This is a genomic window from Streptomyces sp. NPDC001532 (assembly GCF_040298625.1).
Lineage (GTDB): Bacteria > Actinomycetota > Actinomycetes > Streptomycetales > Streptomycetaceae > Streptomyces.
The window spans coordinates 48207-61784 of sequence record NZ_JBEPAL010000032.1 but is presented as its reverse complement, the minus strand read 5'-3'; the positions used below and the strand labels follow the sequence as shown (position 1 = coordinate 61784).

Annotated in this window: 10 protein-coding genes; 4 read left to right on the top strand and 6 right to left on the bottom strand. The window is 72.1% G+C overall.

What is annotated here, in order from left to right:
* The first annotated feature begins 99 nt into the window (after positions 1 to 99).
* The 3 genes from ABT232_RS26385 (at position 100) to ABT232_RS26375 (ending at position 4026) form a co-directional block, all read left to right on the top strand.
* Positions 100 to 819, top strand: a complete 720-nt coding sequence (locus tag ABT232_RS26385) for a TetR/AcrR family transcriptional regulator (RefSeq protein ID WP_351844182.1) — start codon at positions 100 to 102, stop codon at positions 817 to 819.
* Positions 820 to 924: 105 nt separating this feature from the next.
* On the top strand, positions 925 to 2703 hold the full coding sequence (locus ABT232_RS26380) for an AMP-dependent synthetase/ligase (protein ID WP_351844180.1): 1779 nt from the start codon (positions 925 to 927) through the stop codon (positions 2701 to 2703).
* A 276-nt stretch (positions 2704 to 2979) separates the two neighbouring features.
* Positions 2980 to 4026, top strand: a complete 1047-nt coding sequence (locus ABT232_RS26375) for a porin PorA family protein (protein WP_351844178.1) — start codon at positions 2980 to 2982, stop codon at positions 4024 to 4026.
* Between the two features lie 217 nt (positions 4027 to 4243).
* Here ABT232_RS26375 and exaC read toward each other — a convergent pair whose 3' ends face one another.
* The 6 genes from exaC to xylB all read right to left on the bottom strand — a co-directional run bounded on the left by exaC (position 4244) and on the right by xylB (position 12259).
* The gene (gene exaC, locus ABT232_RS26370) at positions 4244 to 5767 is read right to left on the bottom strand and encodes an acetaldehyde dehydrogenase ExaC (protein WP_351844176.1); all 1524 of its coding nucleotides are present in this window, start codon (positions 5765 to 5767) and stop codon (positions 4244 to 4246) included.
* Positions 5768 to 6168: 401 nt separating this feature from the next.
* Positions 6169 to 7485, bottom strand: a complete 1317-nt coding sequence (locus ABT232_RS26365; RefSeq protein WP_351844174.1) for a GAF domain-containing protein — start codon at positions 7483 to 7485, stop codon at positions 6169 to 6171.
* A gap of 109 nt (positions 7486 to 7594) precedes the next feature.
* A complete protein-coding gene (locus ABT232_RS26360; RefSeq protein WP_351844172.1) occupies positions 7595 to 8194 on the bottom strand; it encodes an N-acetylmuramoyl-L-alanine amidase in 600 nt (199 codons plus the stop codon).
* Between the two features lie 118 nt (positions 8195 to 8312).
* A complete protein-coding gene (locus ABT232_RS26355) occupies positions 8313 to 9329 on the bottom strand; it encodes an acetamidase/formamidase family protein (RefSeq protein WP_351844170.1) in 1017 nt (338 codons plus the stop codon).
* Between the two features lie 261 nt (positions 9330 to 9590).
* Positions 9591 to 10799 (bottom strand): ROK family protein, encoded by a 1209-nt coding sequence (locus ABT232_RS26350; RefSeq protein ID WP_351844168.1) that lies wholly within the window; start codon positions 10797 to 10799, stop codon positions 9591 to 9593.
* A gap of 14 nt (positions 10800 to 10813) precedes the next feature.
* Positions 10814 to 12259: a xylulokinase gene (xylB, locus tag ABT232_RS26345; protein WP_351844166.1), complete on the bottom strand. Its 1446-nt coding sequence runs from the start codon at positions 12257 to 12259 to the stop codon at positions 10814 to 10816.
* A gap of 148 nt (positions 12260 to 12407) precedes the next feature.
* Between xylB and xylA the strand changes: the two genes are divergently transcribed.
* Positions 12408 to 13574 (top strand): xylose isomerase, encoded by a 1167-nt coding sequence (gene xylA, locus ABT232_RS26340; protein ID WP_351844164.1) that lies wholly within the window; start codon positions 12408 to 12410, stop codon positions 13572 to 13574.
* Positions 13575 to 13578: the final 4 nt, after the last annotated feature.

Below are 13578 nucleotides of genomic sequence, written 5' to 3'. Positions count from 1 at the left end.
CTCTTTGATACGGTGAAACATGTGGCGCATCTCTGTATCTCCAGGGGAGCACAAGCGGAACGCGAACGCCAGAGGCATCACGGAATCAGGGAGGCGCTCGTGGAAACCGCTCACACAACCGGCGAACCCGGCCCGGGCTCCCCGTCCCTGCTCGACATCGCGTTCGCCGATGCCGTAAGAGGCACCTGTCAGGGCGACGAGGCGACGGTGCGCATCCTGGACGCCGCCCATGAACAGTTCTGCCGCGTGGGGATCAGGCGGTGCAGTATGGGAGACGTGGCGCGGCTGGCGGGCGTCTCGCGGGTCACCGTGTATCGGCGCTTCGCCACCAAGGACGTCCTGGTCGAGCAGGTCGTGCGACGCGAGTTCCGGCGCTACTTCGCTCGGTTCATCATCGACATCCGAAGCGCACGCACCCTCGCCGACCGGGTCGCCGTCGGCTTCGTGAGCTCCATGCGGGCCATCCGCGGGAACCCACTCATCGGCGGCCTCCTGGTCCTGGAGCCGGAGGCGGTCGTCTTGTCCCTGACCAACGACGGCGGTCACACGCTGAGCACGGTGCAACGTTTCCTCGCCGGAAGGCTCCGGCAGGAACAGCGGGACGGTCATGTCACCGAGGGCGTGGATGTCGGCCTCGTGGCCGAGATGATGGTCCGCGTCTCCGCGTCCCTGCTGGTCATCCCGAGCCATGTCATCGATCTGAGCGACGAGGCGCGATTGGACGCGGTGGCCCGCGAGTTCCTGGTGCCGATGCTGGACCCGCCACGCCGCACAGCAGAGCGGCGTCGAGGCAACCAGCCCAGTGGCAGCACCGGTTGACGTTCCCCAGGCACATACGACGAGCCGTACGAGCACACCCGTGACAGGCAACGGAGGGAGTCGGACGTGACTTCGGAAGAGCAACCGTACGATCATGACCCAGCGTTGACCATCCCCACACTGCTGCGCCGCAACGCCCAGCGGTTCGCCGACGGACCCGCACTCACCACCGGCCCCGGTCCCGAGGCGGCGACCCTCTCCTGGCCGCAGCTGCGCGCGGAGACCGCCGCCCTCACCCGTGGTCTCACCGCGCTCGGCCTGCGGCGGGGCGACCGCATGCTGATCTCGATGTCGAGACGGCCGGAGCACTGGATCGCCGACCTGGCCGCGGTCCACATCGGAGCCCTCTCCTCGAGCACCTACGACACGACGAACACCGAGGAGCTGGGTGCCGTGGCCCGGCACAGCCGAGCCGCCGTACTCGTGCTGGAGGGTGAGGAACAGGTACGGCGCTGGCAGCCGGTCCTGGACGACCTGCCGGACCTGCGCGCGGTCGTCGTCCTCGACTGGAACGCGGCCCGGGCCGGCGACCCGCGCTTCGTCAGCTACCCCGCCGTGCGCGGCGCGGCGGCACCCGACGACGCCGCGTTCGAGGCCCTGACCGACTCCGTCTCACCGGATGATCCGTTGGCGCTGGTGTACACACCGGGCACCACCGGCGCCCCCCGCGGAGTGGTGCTCACCCACCGCAACGTCATCCACGAGGCCTTCATGCACCACCGGCCCGCCGAGGGCCCGGAGCGTCCGCGATCGGTGGCCCACCTGCCCATGGCACAGGTCGCGGGACGGGTGCTCGGCCTCTACGCGCCGGTCTGCCACGCCGGGCACGTCACCCTCTGTCCCGGTCCCGAGCAGCTCCTGCCCACGCTGATCACCGTGCGACCGCACACCTTCTTCGCCGTGCCGCGGGTCTGGGACCGGGTCGCCGCCGCTGTGCGGGAGCGGCTCGGGACACTGGCGGAGGAGCAGGCCACGGCGGTCACCCAGGCGAGGAGGACCACCCTGGAGGCCTTCCGCCTGCGCGCCGCGGGCAAGGAGCCGCCGGCCGTCCTCACCGAGTCGCTCGCACAGCTCGACGAGCACCTGCTGCGGCCTGTCCGGGCCGCTGTCGGAGCCGACGAGCTCCAGCGGGCCTACACCGGGGCGGCACCACTGTCCACCGCCACCCTGGAACTCCTGGCGAGCGTCGGACTGCCCGTTCACGAGGTGTGGGGACTGACCGAGACCGCCGGGGCGGCCACCGTCGGTTCAGCCGGGGAGTTCGGCACCGGCACGGTCGGACGTCCGGGGCCGGGCATCGAGGTCACGGAGGCCGAGGACGGCGAGCTTCTGGTCCGAGGCCCGGTGGTCTGCGCCGGATATCTGCGGGCCGACGGCAGCGTCGAACCCGCGACGGACGCACAGGGCCGGCTGGCCACCGGCGACATCGGCGGCGTCGACTCCCGCGGCCTGGTCACGGTCACCGACCGCAAGAAGGACCTGTTCGTCACCGACGGCGGCAGGACCGTCGCCCCGGCCCGGATCGAAGCGCTGCTGCGGGCCCACCCCCTGCTCGGACAGGCCGTGGCGATCGGCGACCGACGCAGGTACGTCACCGCCCTGCTCGTCCTGGACGCGCAGGAGGCCCCGCTCTGGGCCGACAAGGAGGGCCTCGACACCCGCGACCTCGCCGGCCTGTCCCGGCACCCGGCGGTGCTCGCCGCCGTGGACGCCGCGGTCGCCGAGGCGAACGCGGTTCTTCCGCCCCCGGAGCAGGTACGGCGCTACCGCGTCCTCCCCGGGCCGTGGACGGCGGAGACGGGCGAACTGACGCCGGAGCTGACGCTGCGCAGACGTGCCATCCGCGAACTGCACGCCGCCACCATCGAGTCGATGTACGCGTGAACAGCGGATTACCGGGATCACCGGGATCACCGGGATCACCGGGACCACCGGGACCACCGGGATCACCGGGATCACCGGGATCACCGGGATCACCGGGAAGGAGTTGACCCGCTGGGACGCGCAACGCGCGGTCCGGCGACGCGGACTCGCGCCGGACGCCCGGCATGTCGAGTGACCGTCCGCCACCGCACGCGGTGGCCCGTCGATCGTTTCCCTTGCCTACAGATGCCTACAGATGCCTGCAGATGCTCGCAGAGACCGCTCAGAGGAGAGACCATGCGCAGGACCAGTTGGGTGCTGACCGGAACCGCGGTGGTTCTGGTGGCGGCCTCGGCCGTCACGCGGTTCACCGTCTATCCCGCTCTGCACCAGGTACCGGCCGACACCAGGAGCACGTTCCGGTACGAGGGCACCGCCACACTGCTCGACGCCACCGCCCTGGGAGCCGGCGACATGGACAAGGCATTCCTGAGAGACGTGCCGGTCGTTCTGGACCGGCGCATCGAAGTACGGGACGTCGACGGCCGGACGGCTGTCGTCTCCGACGACGTGGCGCTGCGTGGACGCGACGGCACGGAGATGAGTACCTCCGAGCACACCTGGGCGGTGGACCGGCGCGACCTCACCGAGCGGGCCGCTCCAGCGGGTTCCGGGGCCGAGAGGCACGAGGGACTGGTCATCTCCTGGCCCCTGGAGCCCGCCAAGCGCGACTACCGTTTCTGGGACACCGGCACCCGGACCGTGTCCCCCGCACGGTTCAAGGGAACGGAGTCCGTCCGCGGCCGTGAGGCCTACGTCTACGACATCGAGTCCAGCGGTCCCCTCGCCGACCCCGCCGTCGCGAGCTCGCTGCCCCGCACCCTGCCCCGGGAAGCCGTGCTGGGCCTGGTCTCCGCACTTCCCGCGGAACAGCGCCCGAACCAGGAGGCGTTGGCCAGTCTGCCGAAGGTGGTACCACTGTCCTACACCTCCACCACCGAGCGGCGCGGCTGGGTCGACGCCGACACCGGCCTGTCCCTGAACGGCACGCTGCGCCAGACGGTCCTCGCCCGGACGCAAGGCGCCGACGGGCCGGTCGCGCTCTTCCCCGTGACCGATGTCGACGTCCGGGGCACCGACGCCTCGGTGCGACAGCAGGCCGACGACGCGACCACGACCGGGCGGTTGCTGTGGCTGCTGGGCATCGGCGGCCCGCTCGGTCTGCTGTTCGTGGCCCTACTGCTGGTGGCCCTGGCCCTGGTGTTGTCCCGCCGCCGGGCCCGGCCGGACACCGGGACCGAGGAGGCCGGCACGGACACGCAGACCACGACGACGCCGGCCTGAGCCCGCGAGGCGTGCGGCATCCACGCATTCGTGGTGGACCGTCTCCCGAGGAGGGGAATGGGAGCTTAACCGTCACCGCCTTCGCGTCGCGTGCGATTCCCGAGGCGAGGCTTGCCTACCTGGTCATGGCAACCTCGTTCTGAAAAGGTCGGTTGGATGCGCTCCCAGAAGGGCGCCTGCCAGGCATCAGTCCTGGTCAGGCGCCCTTTTCCTACGCCTAGAAGAAGCCGAGCCTCTTCGGCGAGTACGACACGAGCAGGTTCTTCGTCTGCTGGTAGTGCTCCAGCATCATCTTGTGCGTCTCGCGGCCGATACCGGACTGCTTGTACCCGCCGAACGCGGCGTGCGCGGGGTACGCGTGGTAGCAGTTGGTCCAGACGCGGCCCGCCTGGATGGCCCGGCCCGCCCGGTAGGCGGTGTTGACGTCCCGCGTCCACACGCCCGCCCCGAGGCCGTACAACGTGTCGTTGGCGATCTTGATCGCGTCGTCGAAGTCGTCGAACGACGTCACCGAGACCACCGGGCCGAAGATCTCCTCCTGGAAGATCCGCATCCGGTTGTCGCCCTCGAAGATCGTGGGCTGGACGAAGTAGCCGCCCTTCAACTCGCCCTCCAGCTCGACGCGTTCGCCGCCCGTGAGGATCTTCGCGCCCTCCTTCCGGCCGATGTCGAGGTAGGACAGGATCTTCGCCAGCTGGTCGCCGGAGGCCTGGGCGCCGATCATCGTCTCCGTGTCGAGCGGATGACCCGCCTTGATCAGCTCGGTGCGGGCCACCGCCGCGTCCAGGAAGTCGGCGTAGTTGCCGCGCTGGATCAGTCCGCGCGACGGGCAGGTGCAGACCTCGCCCTGATTCAGCGCGAACATGGTGAAGCCTTCCAGCGCCTTGTCCCGCAGCTCGTCGTCCTTCTCCCATACGTCGTCGAAGAAGATGTTGGGCGACTTGCCGCCGAGCTCCAGGGTGACCGGCTTCAGATGCTCCGCGGCGTACTGCATGATCAGCCGCCCCGTCGAGGTCTCGCCGGTGAAGGCCACCTTGGCCACCCGCGGGCTGGACGCCAGCGGCTTGCCCGCCTCCTCGCCGAAGCCGTTCACGATGTTCACCGCGCCCGGCGGGAGCAGGTCGGCGACCAGGCTCATCCAGTAGTGGATGGACACCGGCGTCTGCTCGGCCGGCTTGAGCACCACCGCGTTGCCCGCCGCCAGCGCGGGGGCCAGTTTCCACGCCGCCATCAGGATCGGGAAGTTCCACGGGATGATCTGCGCCACCACCCCGAGCGGCTCGTGGAAGTGGTACGCCACCGTGTCGTCGTCGACCTCGGAGAGCGAGCCCTCCTGCGCCCGGATCGCGCCCGCGAAATAGCGGAAGTGGTCGATGGCGAGCGGAATGTCGGCCGCCAGTGTCTCCCGGACCGGCTTGCCGTTCTCCCAGCTCTCGGCGACCGCCAGCTCCTCCAGATGCGCCTCCATCCGGTCGGCGATCTTCAGCAGGATGTCCGACCGCTCGGTCGCCGAACGGCGGCCCCACGCCGGGGCGACGGCGTGCGCCGCGTCCAGCGCCCGCTCCACATCCTCCGCGGTGCCCCGCGCCACCTCGGTGAACGGCTGCCCTGTCACCGGGCTCGGGTTCTCGAAGTACTGCCCGCGGGCGGGCGGTACGTACTCGCCGCCGATGAAGTGGTCGTAGCGCGTCTGGTAGGAGACGATCGCGCCCTGCGTGCCGGGCGCCGCGTAACGGGTCATCCTGGTCCAGCCTCCTGCTCCACCGCCGCCCGCCGTTGGGCGGCTCTCGGTGCGCGAGAGTAGGGAGACGGAGGTTGCGGGGACGTTGCATGGCGGGTGAGGCCGGGCGGGTGGGGTGGTGGTGGGGGTAGCCGCCGGTGGGTGGTGGGGGCGGAGCGAGTTGGGTCGGGTCGGGGTCGGGGTCGGTGGTGCGTCGGGGCGAGGGGTCGGTTTGGGGGCTGTCAAGGCCGTTGGGGGAGTGGGGCCGGGGGAGCGTGTTCAGCGGGTGGTTCGGGTGGGTCGGGTGGGTCGGGTGGGTCGGGGTGCGAGGTGGGGCGAGGTGGGGGGCCGGTCCGGACCTGGCGGGCCTACGGCATGGCCCTCACGGCACGGCCCTGGGAGGCGGCGATGACACGGTGGCCTCAGGGTGCGGGCCGGGTGAGCGCCCTGCCCGGGTGCGGTAGGTGTGCCGTGCGGCGGGACCGCTCGGCCGGGGCCGACAGCTCGGCGTCCAGCGCGGCCAGCCGGGCCAGGACCGGTGCCGTCGGCCGTACCGCCGCCAGCGCTCGCCAGACGTCGAGATCGTCCTCGCCCCACGCCGCGTGCACCCAGTCGGCCAGCAGATCCGGATCGCGGCGGGCGATCAGCGCCGTACGCAGCCCGTCGGCCAGCCGGCTCCGGAGCCGGACCACCGCCGGGGCCCGGGACCCGGGCAGCAGCGGCCCGGCGTAGGCCGACGCGGCCGCCGTGACCGCGCCGGACTCCAACCGCCGCTCCACGACGGTGACATCCGACTCGACGCCCACGGTGAGCCGGTACGGCCGAGAGGCCAGCAGGCCTGGGCCCAGCACCCCGCGCAGCCGGGCCAGTTCGGCACGCAGGGTCACCGGTGTCACCGACTCGTCCTCGTACAGCGCGCACAACAGCTCGTCGCCGGTCAGGCCCTGCGGATGCCGGGCCAGCAGTACCAGGATCTCGCTGTGCCGACGGCTCAGCCGGACCCGGCGGCCACCTGCGAGCAGGATCGCCTCGTCCCGCCCCAGCGTCGTCAACTCCAGTCGATCGCGTTCCGGTTGTCCGGGGTCGAGCAGCGCCAGCTGGGACTCGGCGGCCCGCGCGACCGCCTGCACGAACGCCAGACTGTGCGGATGCGCGAGCCCGTCCCCGCCGGTGATGTCCACCGCGCCGAGCACCCGACCGGTGCGCGGATCGTGGACCGGGGCCGCCGCGCACGTCCAGGACTGCGCCCGGCGGGCGAAGTGCTCCGCCGCGAAGACCTGCACCGGGCGGTCCACGGCGACCGCCGTGCCGGGCGCGTTGGTCCCCATCGCGCTCTCCGCCCACCGGGCACCCGCGACGAAGTTCATCCGCCCGGCCCTTCGCCGGGCGGCGGGATGGCCCTCGACCCACAGCAGCCTGCCCTGCGCGTCGCAGACCGCGATGAGGTGCTCGCCGTCCAGGGCGAACGAGCCCATCAGCTCCCGGCACAGCGGCATCACCCGGGCCAGCGGATGTTCCGCCCGGTAGGCGCCCAGGTCGCCGTCCATGAGTTCCACGCTCGCGGCGCCGTCCGGGCCGACGCCGGCCCGCGCGGACCGGCGCCAGGAGTCGGCGACGACCGACCGCACCGGCCGTGGCACGGTGCCCGCCGCGGTGAACGTCTCGTGCGCGCGACGCAGGATCCGCGCGCGCTCGACGGGGTCGGCTCCCGGCTCCAGAGCCACCCAGGGATCGGTCACCTCGGCCTCCCGGAAGGCGATACGGCTGGCCGGAACATCGTGACTCCGGGTCCGCCCCCGGACAACCGTTTCGACCGTGATCACTCGAACGGCTGTAGATCGGCCCGATTCAGACGGAGTTCACCAGCCGCATGTACCGCTTCCAGTCCCAGTGCGGTCCGGGGTCCGTATGGTCGGCACCCGGTACCTCGTAGTGCGCGATGATGTGCGAGCGGTCTCCGGGGATGTCGTACTTCGCGCAGATCGAGGCCGTGAGCCGGGCCGACCGCTCGTACATGACGTCGGTGAAGTATCCGGGCTGATCCACCCACCCTTCGTGTTCGATGCCGATGCTGCGGGTGTTGTAGTCCCAGTTGCCCGCGTGCCAGGCGATGTCGGACTCACGGACGCACTGCGCCAGCCGGCCGTCGGAGGAACGCACCAGATAGTGCGCCGACACCTGCTTTCTGCGGTTGTGGAAGACCCCCAGGGTGGTGGAGTAGCTGGCCTGTGTGACGTGGATGACCACGAAGTCGATGGGGTGGCTCGTCGGGCGGTTCGCCGGGGTGTAGTTGGCGGTGTGCGCTGGCGACCAGTCGGCGAGCGGCTGGTCGGGGGCCTGGGCCCGCGCGTCCGCCCGCGTCTGCGGCAGGAGGGTGTACGGCACGGCGGCGAGGGCGGCGCCCCTCAGCAGCCGTCGTCTGCTGGGCAGCGGTGTTGCCCGGTCCATGAACGATCGCCTTTCGGACGTGCAAGGCTCGCGTATCTTGCGGAACTTGCGTATCTTGCGGAACTTGCGGAACTTGCGGAACTTGGGGTGAGGAGAGGAGCGCGGGGGAGGCGCACGCTCAGTGGCGGAGCTGTGCCGCCGTCTCGCGCAGCCGGGCGTGCAGACCGCGGTGCGTCTCGCGGGCCGGCAGCCACTCCTTGCGGAGCTTGGCGACGCAGGTGTAGTTCGTGTCGCACACGTTGCCCAGCGGGGACTCCACGGCCTGGGTCGTGAACTGGTAGGCGTCCAGCTCGCTGAAGCCGTAGTCGCGCACCAGCCAGTGCACCAGGTCGAGCTGGGATATCCGGAACGCGTCCTCCAACGGGCGGGCGGAGCCCGTGGAGATGATGTGGGTGTCCGACTCGATGCGCGGCCAGGGCGTCCGCACGCCTTTGAGGAGTTCGACGATCACCACGGTGTTCATCGCGCACTCGACGGCCACTCCGCAGGTCTCGCCCTCACCCTGGCGGGCGTGCCCGTCGCCCAGGCTGAGCAGAGCGCCTTCGACGTTCACCCCCAGATAGCAGGTGACTCCGGCCCGCATCTCGGGCGTGTCCATGTTGCCGCCGTGCGCGTCGGGCACCAGCGCCGAGCGGACCTCCAGATTCGCGGGCGCCACGCCCACGGTGCCGTGCATCGGGTCGAGGGGCAGCTCGATCTCGATGTCGCTGTCGTGGGCCCGGAACAGGGCGGTGCGGCGGGTCCGGTCGAGCTGCCAGATCCACACGGTCTCCGGCAGCGGCGGCTGGAGGGTGGCCGTGGTGTGCGTCGAGGTGAGCGCGCCGAAGAGCGGAACCGTGGTCGAGGCGGCCCAGTCCCGGGCCGGTTCGATCGACACGAAGTGCACGGCGACCGTGTCGCCCGGCTCCGCGCCCTCGATGTGGAACGGGCCCGTCTGGGGGTTGAGGAACGGGAACTCGCAGACCTCGGACACCAGGTCCTTCTCCGACCGCACCCGCCCGGCGAAGCAGTCCTCGGTGTACAGATCGAGCACCGTGCCCGGCGCGATCCGGGCCACGGGCAGCACACCGCCGAACGTCCAGGCGTACTCGCCCGGTTCGGGCCGCACCGTCAGGATGCGCGTGTCACCAGCCATGATCCGTTTCCCCCGTTCGACAGCTGAGCCCCTCGGTCGTCGCGATCCGCGTGCCCGGCGAACCACAGCGTCGGCGGCGCGGCGACCACAACGTCGCCACCGGCGCCACCGGCACCGCCATCACCTGACGGGTGCGTCTCGTGTGAATCACCGTACGGCGCTTCGGTGACGGGCAGAAGGACCCAGCGATCTTTCGTGGACGGGCGCGTCCTTGTGGACAACTCGCTCACCCACACGGGTGATTGGCGTCTCGTCCCGACGTCAGGCCGGCTTCGCCACCCCTGCCGGATCGTCCAGCACGGCGCGCACCACCGAGTGCGCGGCCCCCAGCAACGGGCCCTCCGGTCCGAGCCGGGAGACGGCGACCGGGCAGGCCGGGCCCGCCGTGCGCCGGGCCAGTTCGGATCGCAGCGTCGGCAGCAGCCAGGGCGCCAGCCCGGCCAGCGCACCGCCCAGCACCACGCTCTCCGGGTCCAGCAGGTTGACCGCGCCCGTCAGCGCGATGCCCAGTGCCTCTCCGGCGTCGCGCAGCGCCCGCCGTACGTCCTCGTCGCCGTCCTCGGCGCGCCCCGCGAGCAGTCTCACCCGGTCCTCGCCCGGCTCCAGGCCGGCCGCTCGCAGCACCGCCTCCTCGCCCGCGTACTGCTCCAGGCAGCCGCGTCCGCCGCAGGCGCACTCCGGCCCGTCGGGGCGGACCGGCACATGGCCCAACTCGCCCGCGAAACCGCGCGTTCCGCGCAGCAGGCCGCCGCCGACGACCACCGCCGCGCCGATGCCGATCTCGGCCGACACATGCAGGAAGTCGGGCGGTGTGTCCTCGCCGAGCCAGAGTTCGGCGAGCGCGCCGAAGTTGGCCTCGTTGTCCACGGTCAGCCCGAATCCCAGGGGCAGCAGGGCGCCGAGGTCGGTGTCGTGCCAGTCGAGGTTCGGGGCGCGCACGACGGTGCGGGCGTCCCGCGCCACCAAGCCCGGCACGGCCACGGCGAGTCCGGCGGGCCACAGTCCCTCACCCTCCGCCTCGGCGACGACCTGCCGCACCAGGGTGGTCAGTTCCTCGAGCACGGGCTCGGGCGCCCGCCCGCGGTTCGTGCCGTGCCGCACCGCGCGGGCCCTGATCTGTCCGCGCAGGTCGACCGCGCACACCGCGAGATGGTCGACGCCGACCTCCGCACCGAGTCCGGCGGGACCGCGGGCGCTGACCGCGAGGGCGGAGCCGGGCCGCCCGACCCGGCCCGGCCGCTCCGGCCCCAGCTCCTCCAGCAGCCCGGAGCGGATCAGCTCGTCGACCAGGGTCGACACCGCCGCACGGGTCAGCCCGATGCGCGAGGCGACGGCGGCCCGGGACAGCGGCCCCTCGGCGCTGACGGTGTGCATCACCCGGGCGAGATTGCGGCGGCGCATGCCCTGCTGGGTGTCGGGCAGCGCCCGGCCGGGACCGGCCGGGTGGGTTTCGTGCAGCGGTGCGGTCATGCCTCCGTCCGTCCTCAGTGGCTCTGCGGGCTCCGCTCCAGCAGCGGGGCCGCGTCGGAGAGTACCCCGGCGATCCTCGCCAGCGTCTCCTCGTCCCGTTCCACGGCCTCCAGCACAGGACCGCGGGCGGTGTCCCAGCGGCGGGCGACCGCGGCCGCGTCCTCGCCGGTCAGCAGCCCGGCGGCCTGCGCGGCGGCGCCGAGCGCGACCAGTTCCCTGGCCTCGGGCACCTGCACCGGGCGCCCGGAGAGCCGTCGTACGGTCTCCTGCCAGGCCCTGCCCCGGGCGCCGCCGCCGATCAGCAGCAGCGGTGCCGAGCGGTCCGCGTCCTCGTCGAGGACCAGGTCCAGCGCGCCGAGCAGCGAGTGGACGGCACCGTCGTAGGCGGCCTGGAGGAGCTGTCCGGCGGTGGTGTCGTGCCGCAGACCGTGCAGCAGGCCCGAGGAGTGCGGCAGGTCCGGGGTGCGCTCGCCGTCCAGGTACGGCAGCAGCGTGGCGGTCGTACCGGGCTCCACGGCCTCCCGGTCGAGCCCCAGCAGGGCCGCGATTCGGTCCACGGCGAGGGTGCAGTTCAGGGTGCAGGCCAGCGGCAGCCAGTCGCCGCGCGCGTCCGCGAAACCCGCGACGGTGCCGGTCGGATCGGCGGGCCGGCGCCGCGACACCGCGTACACCGTGCCCGAGGTGCCGAGACTCATCACCGGCGTCCCGGGGCGGACCCCGAGCCCCAGCGCGGCGGCGGCGTTGTCGCCGGTGCCGGCCGCGACCAGGGTGCCCTTGGAGAACGGCAGGTCATGGCTGTCGCGCACGGTGCCGGCCAGCTCGCCGGGGTGCACCACGCGGGGCAGTAGTGCCGGGTCGAGCCCCACGTGGGCGAGGATCTCGGCGTCGTACGACTCGCTCGCGGACGCCCACCAGCCGGTCCCGGAGGCGTCGCCGCGGTCGGTGGTGCCCTGCCCGGTGAGCCGTTCGGTCAGGTAGTCGTGGGGGAGGCGGACCGCCTTGGTGGCGCGGACCGCTTCCGGCTCGTGCTCGGCGAGCCAGGCCCACTTGGTCACCGTGAACGAGGCGGCCGGGACGGAGCCGGTGCGCTCGGCCCAGGACTTCGCCCCGCCCAGTTCCTCGGTGAGCCGGCGGGCCTGCGGAGCCGAGCGGACGTCGTTCCACAGCAGCGCCGGGCGGACCGGCTCGCCGCGCTCGTCCAGGGTGACCAGGCCGTGCTGCTGACCGCCGATCGACACGGCGGCGGCCTCGTGCGCCGCGTCGCCGCACTGGCGCAACGCCTCGCACAGCGCGTCCCACCACTGCCGGGGGTCGCTCTCGCGGCCGGCTCCGGTGGTGACGGTGTGCGGCGCCTGGCCGCTCGCCACGACCTGCCCGGTCGCCGCGTCGACGACCAGCGCCTTCGTGGACTGCGTGGACGTGTCCACGCCGATGACGAGCGGACCTTCGGCTGCTGACATCGGGGCTCTCCCTCTTCCGCGGCTCGGCGGGATTTGTGGTGGATTGTGATCCGAAGACACCTTGTCTCTTCCCAGAGACGCGACTGCATACTAATTTGTAAAGCGCCATGACGAAATAGTCGGCAACACACGAGCAAGGAGCCGCGGCATGAGCTACCAGCCCACCCCCGAGGACAGGTTCACCTTCGGCCTGTGGACCGTCGGCTGGGAGGGAAGGGACCCGTTCGGCGACGCCACCCGGCCTGCCCTCGACCCCGTCGAGACGGTGCGGCGCCTGGCCGGCCTCGGCGCCCACGGCGTCACCTTCCACGACGACGACCTGATCCCCTTCGGGTCCTCCGACACCGAGCGCGAGTCGCACATCAAGCGCTTCCGCCAGGCTCTGGACGCCACCGGCATGACCGTCCCGATGGCCACCACCAACCTCTTCAAGCACCCCGTCTTCAAGGACGGCGCGTTCACCGCCAACGACCGCGACGTGCGCCGCTACGCGCTGCGCAAGACCATCCGCAACATCGACCTGGCGGTCGAGCTGGGCGCGCAGACGTACGTCGCCTGGGGCGGCCGCGAGGGCGCCGAGTCCGGCGCCGCCAAGGACGTCCGGGTCGCCCTCGACCGCATGAAGGAGGCCTTCGACCTCCTCGGCGAGTACGTGACCTCCCAGGGCTACGACCTGCGCTTCGCCATCGAGCCCAAGCCGAACGAGCCGCGCGGCGACATCCTGCTGCCGACCGTCGGCCACGCCCTGGCGTTCATCGAGCGCCTGGAGCGCCCGGAGCTGTACGGCGTCAACCCCGAGGTCGGCCACGAGCAGATGGCCGGGCTGAACTTCCCGCACGGCATCGCGCAGGCGCTGTGGGCGGGCAAGCTCTTCCACATCGACCTCAACGGCCAGTCCGGCATCAAGTACGACCAGGACCTGCGCTTCGGCGCCGGCGACCTGCGGTCCGCCTTCTGGCTGGTCGACCTCCTGGAGAGCGCCGGTTACACCGGGCCGCGCCACTTCGACTTCAAGCCCCCGCGGACCGAGGACATCGACGGCGTGTGGGCCTCCGCCGCGGGCTGCATGCGCAACTACCTGATCCTCAAGGAGCGCGCGGCCGCCTTCCGCGCGGACCCGGAGGTGCAGGAGGCCCTGCGCGCCGCCCGCCTGGACGAGCTGGCCCAGCCCACCGCGGCGGACGGCCTCCAGGCGTTGCTCGGCGACCGTTCGGCCTTCGAGGAGTTCGACGTCGACGCGGCCGCGAAGCGCGGGATGGCCTTCGAGCACCTGGACCAGCTCGCCATGGACCACCTGCTGGGCGCGCGCGACTGACCCT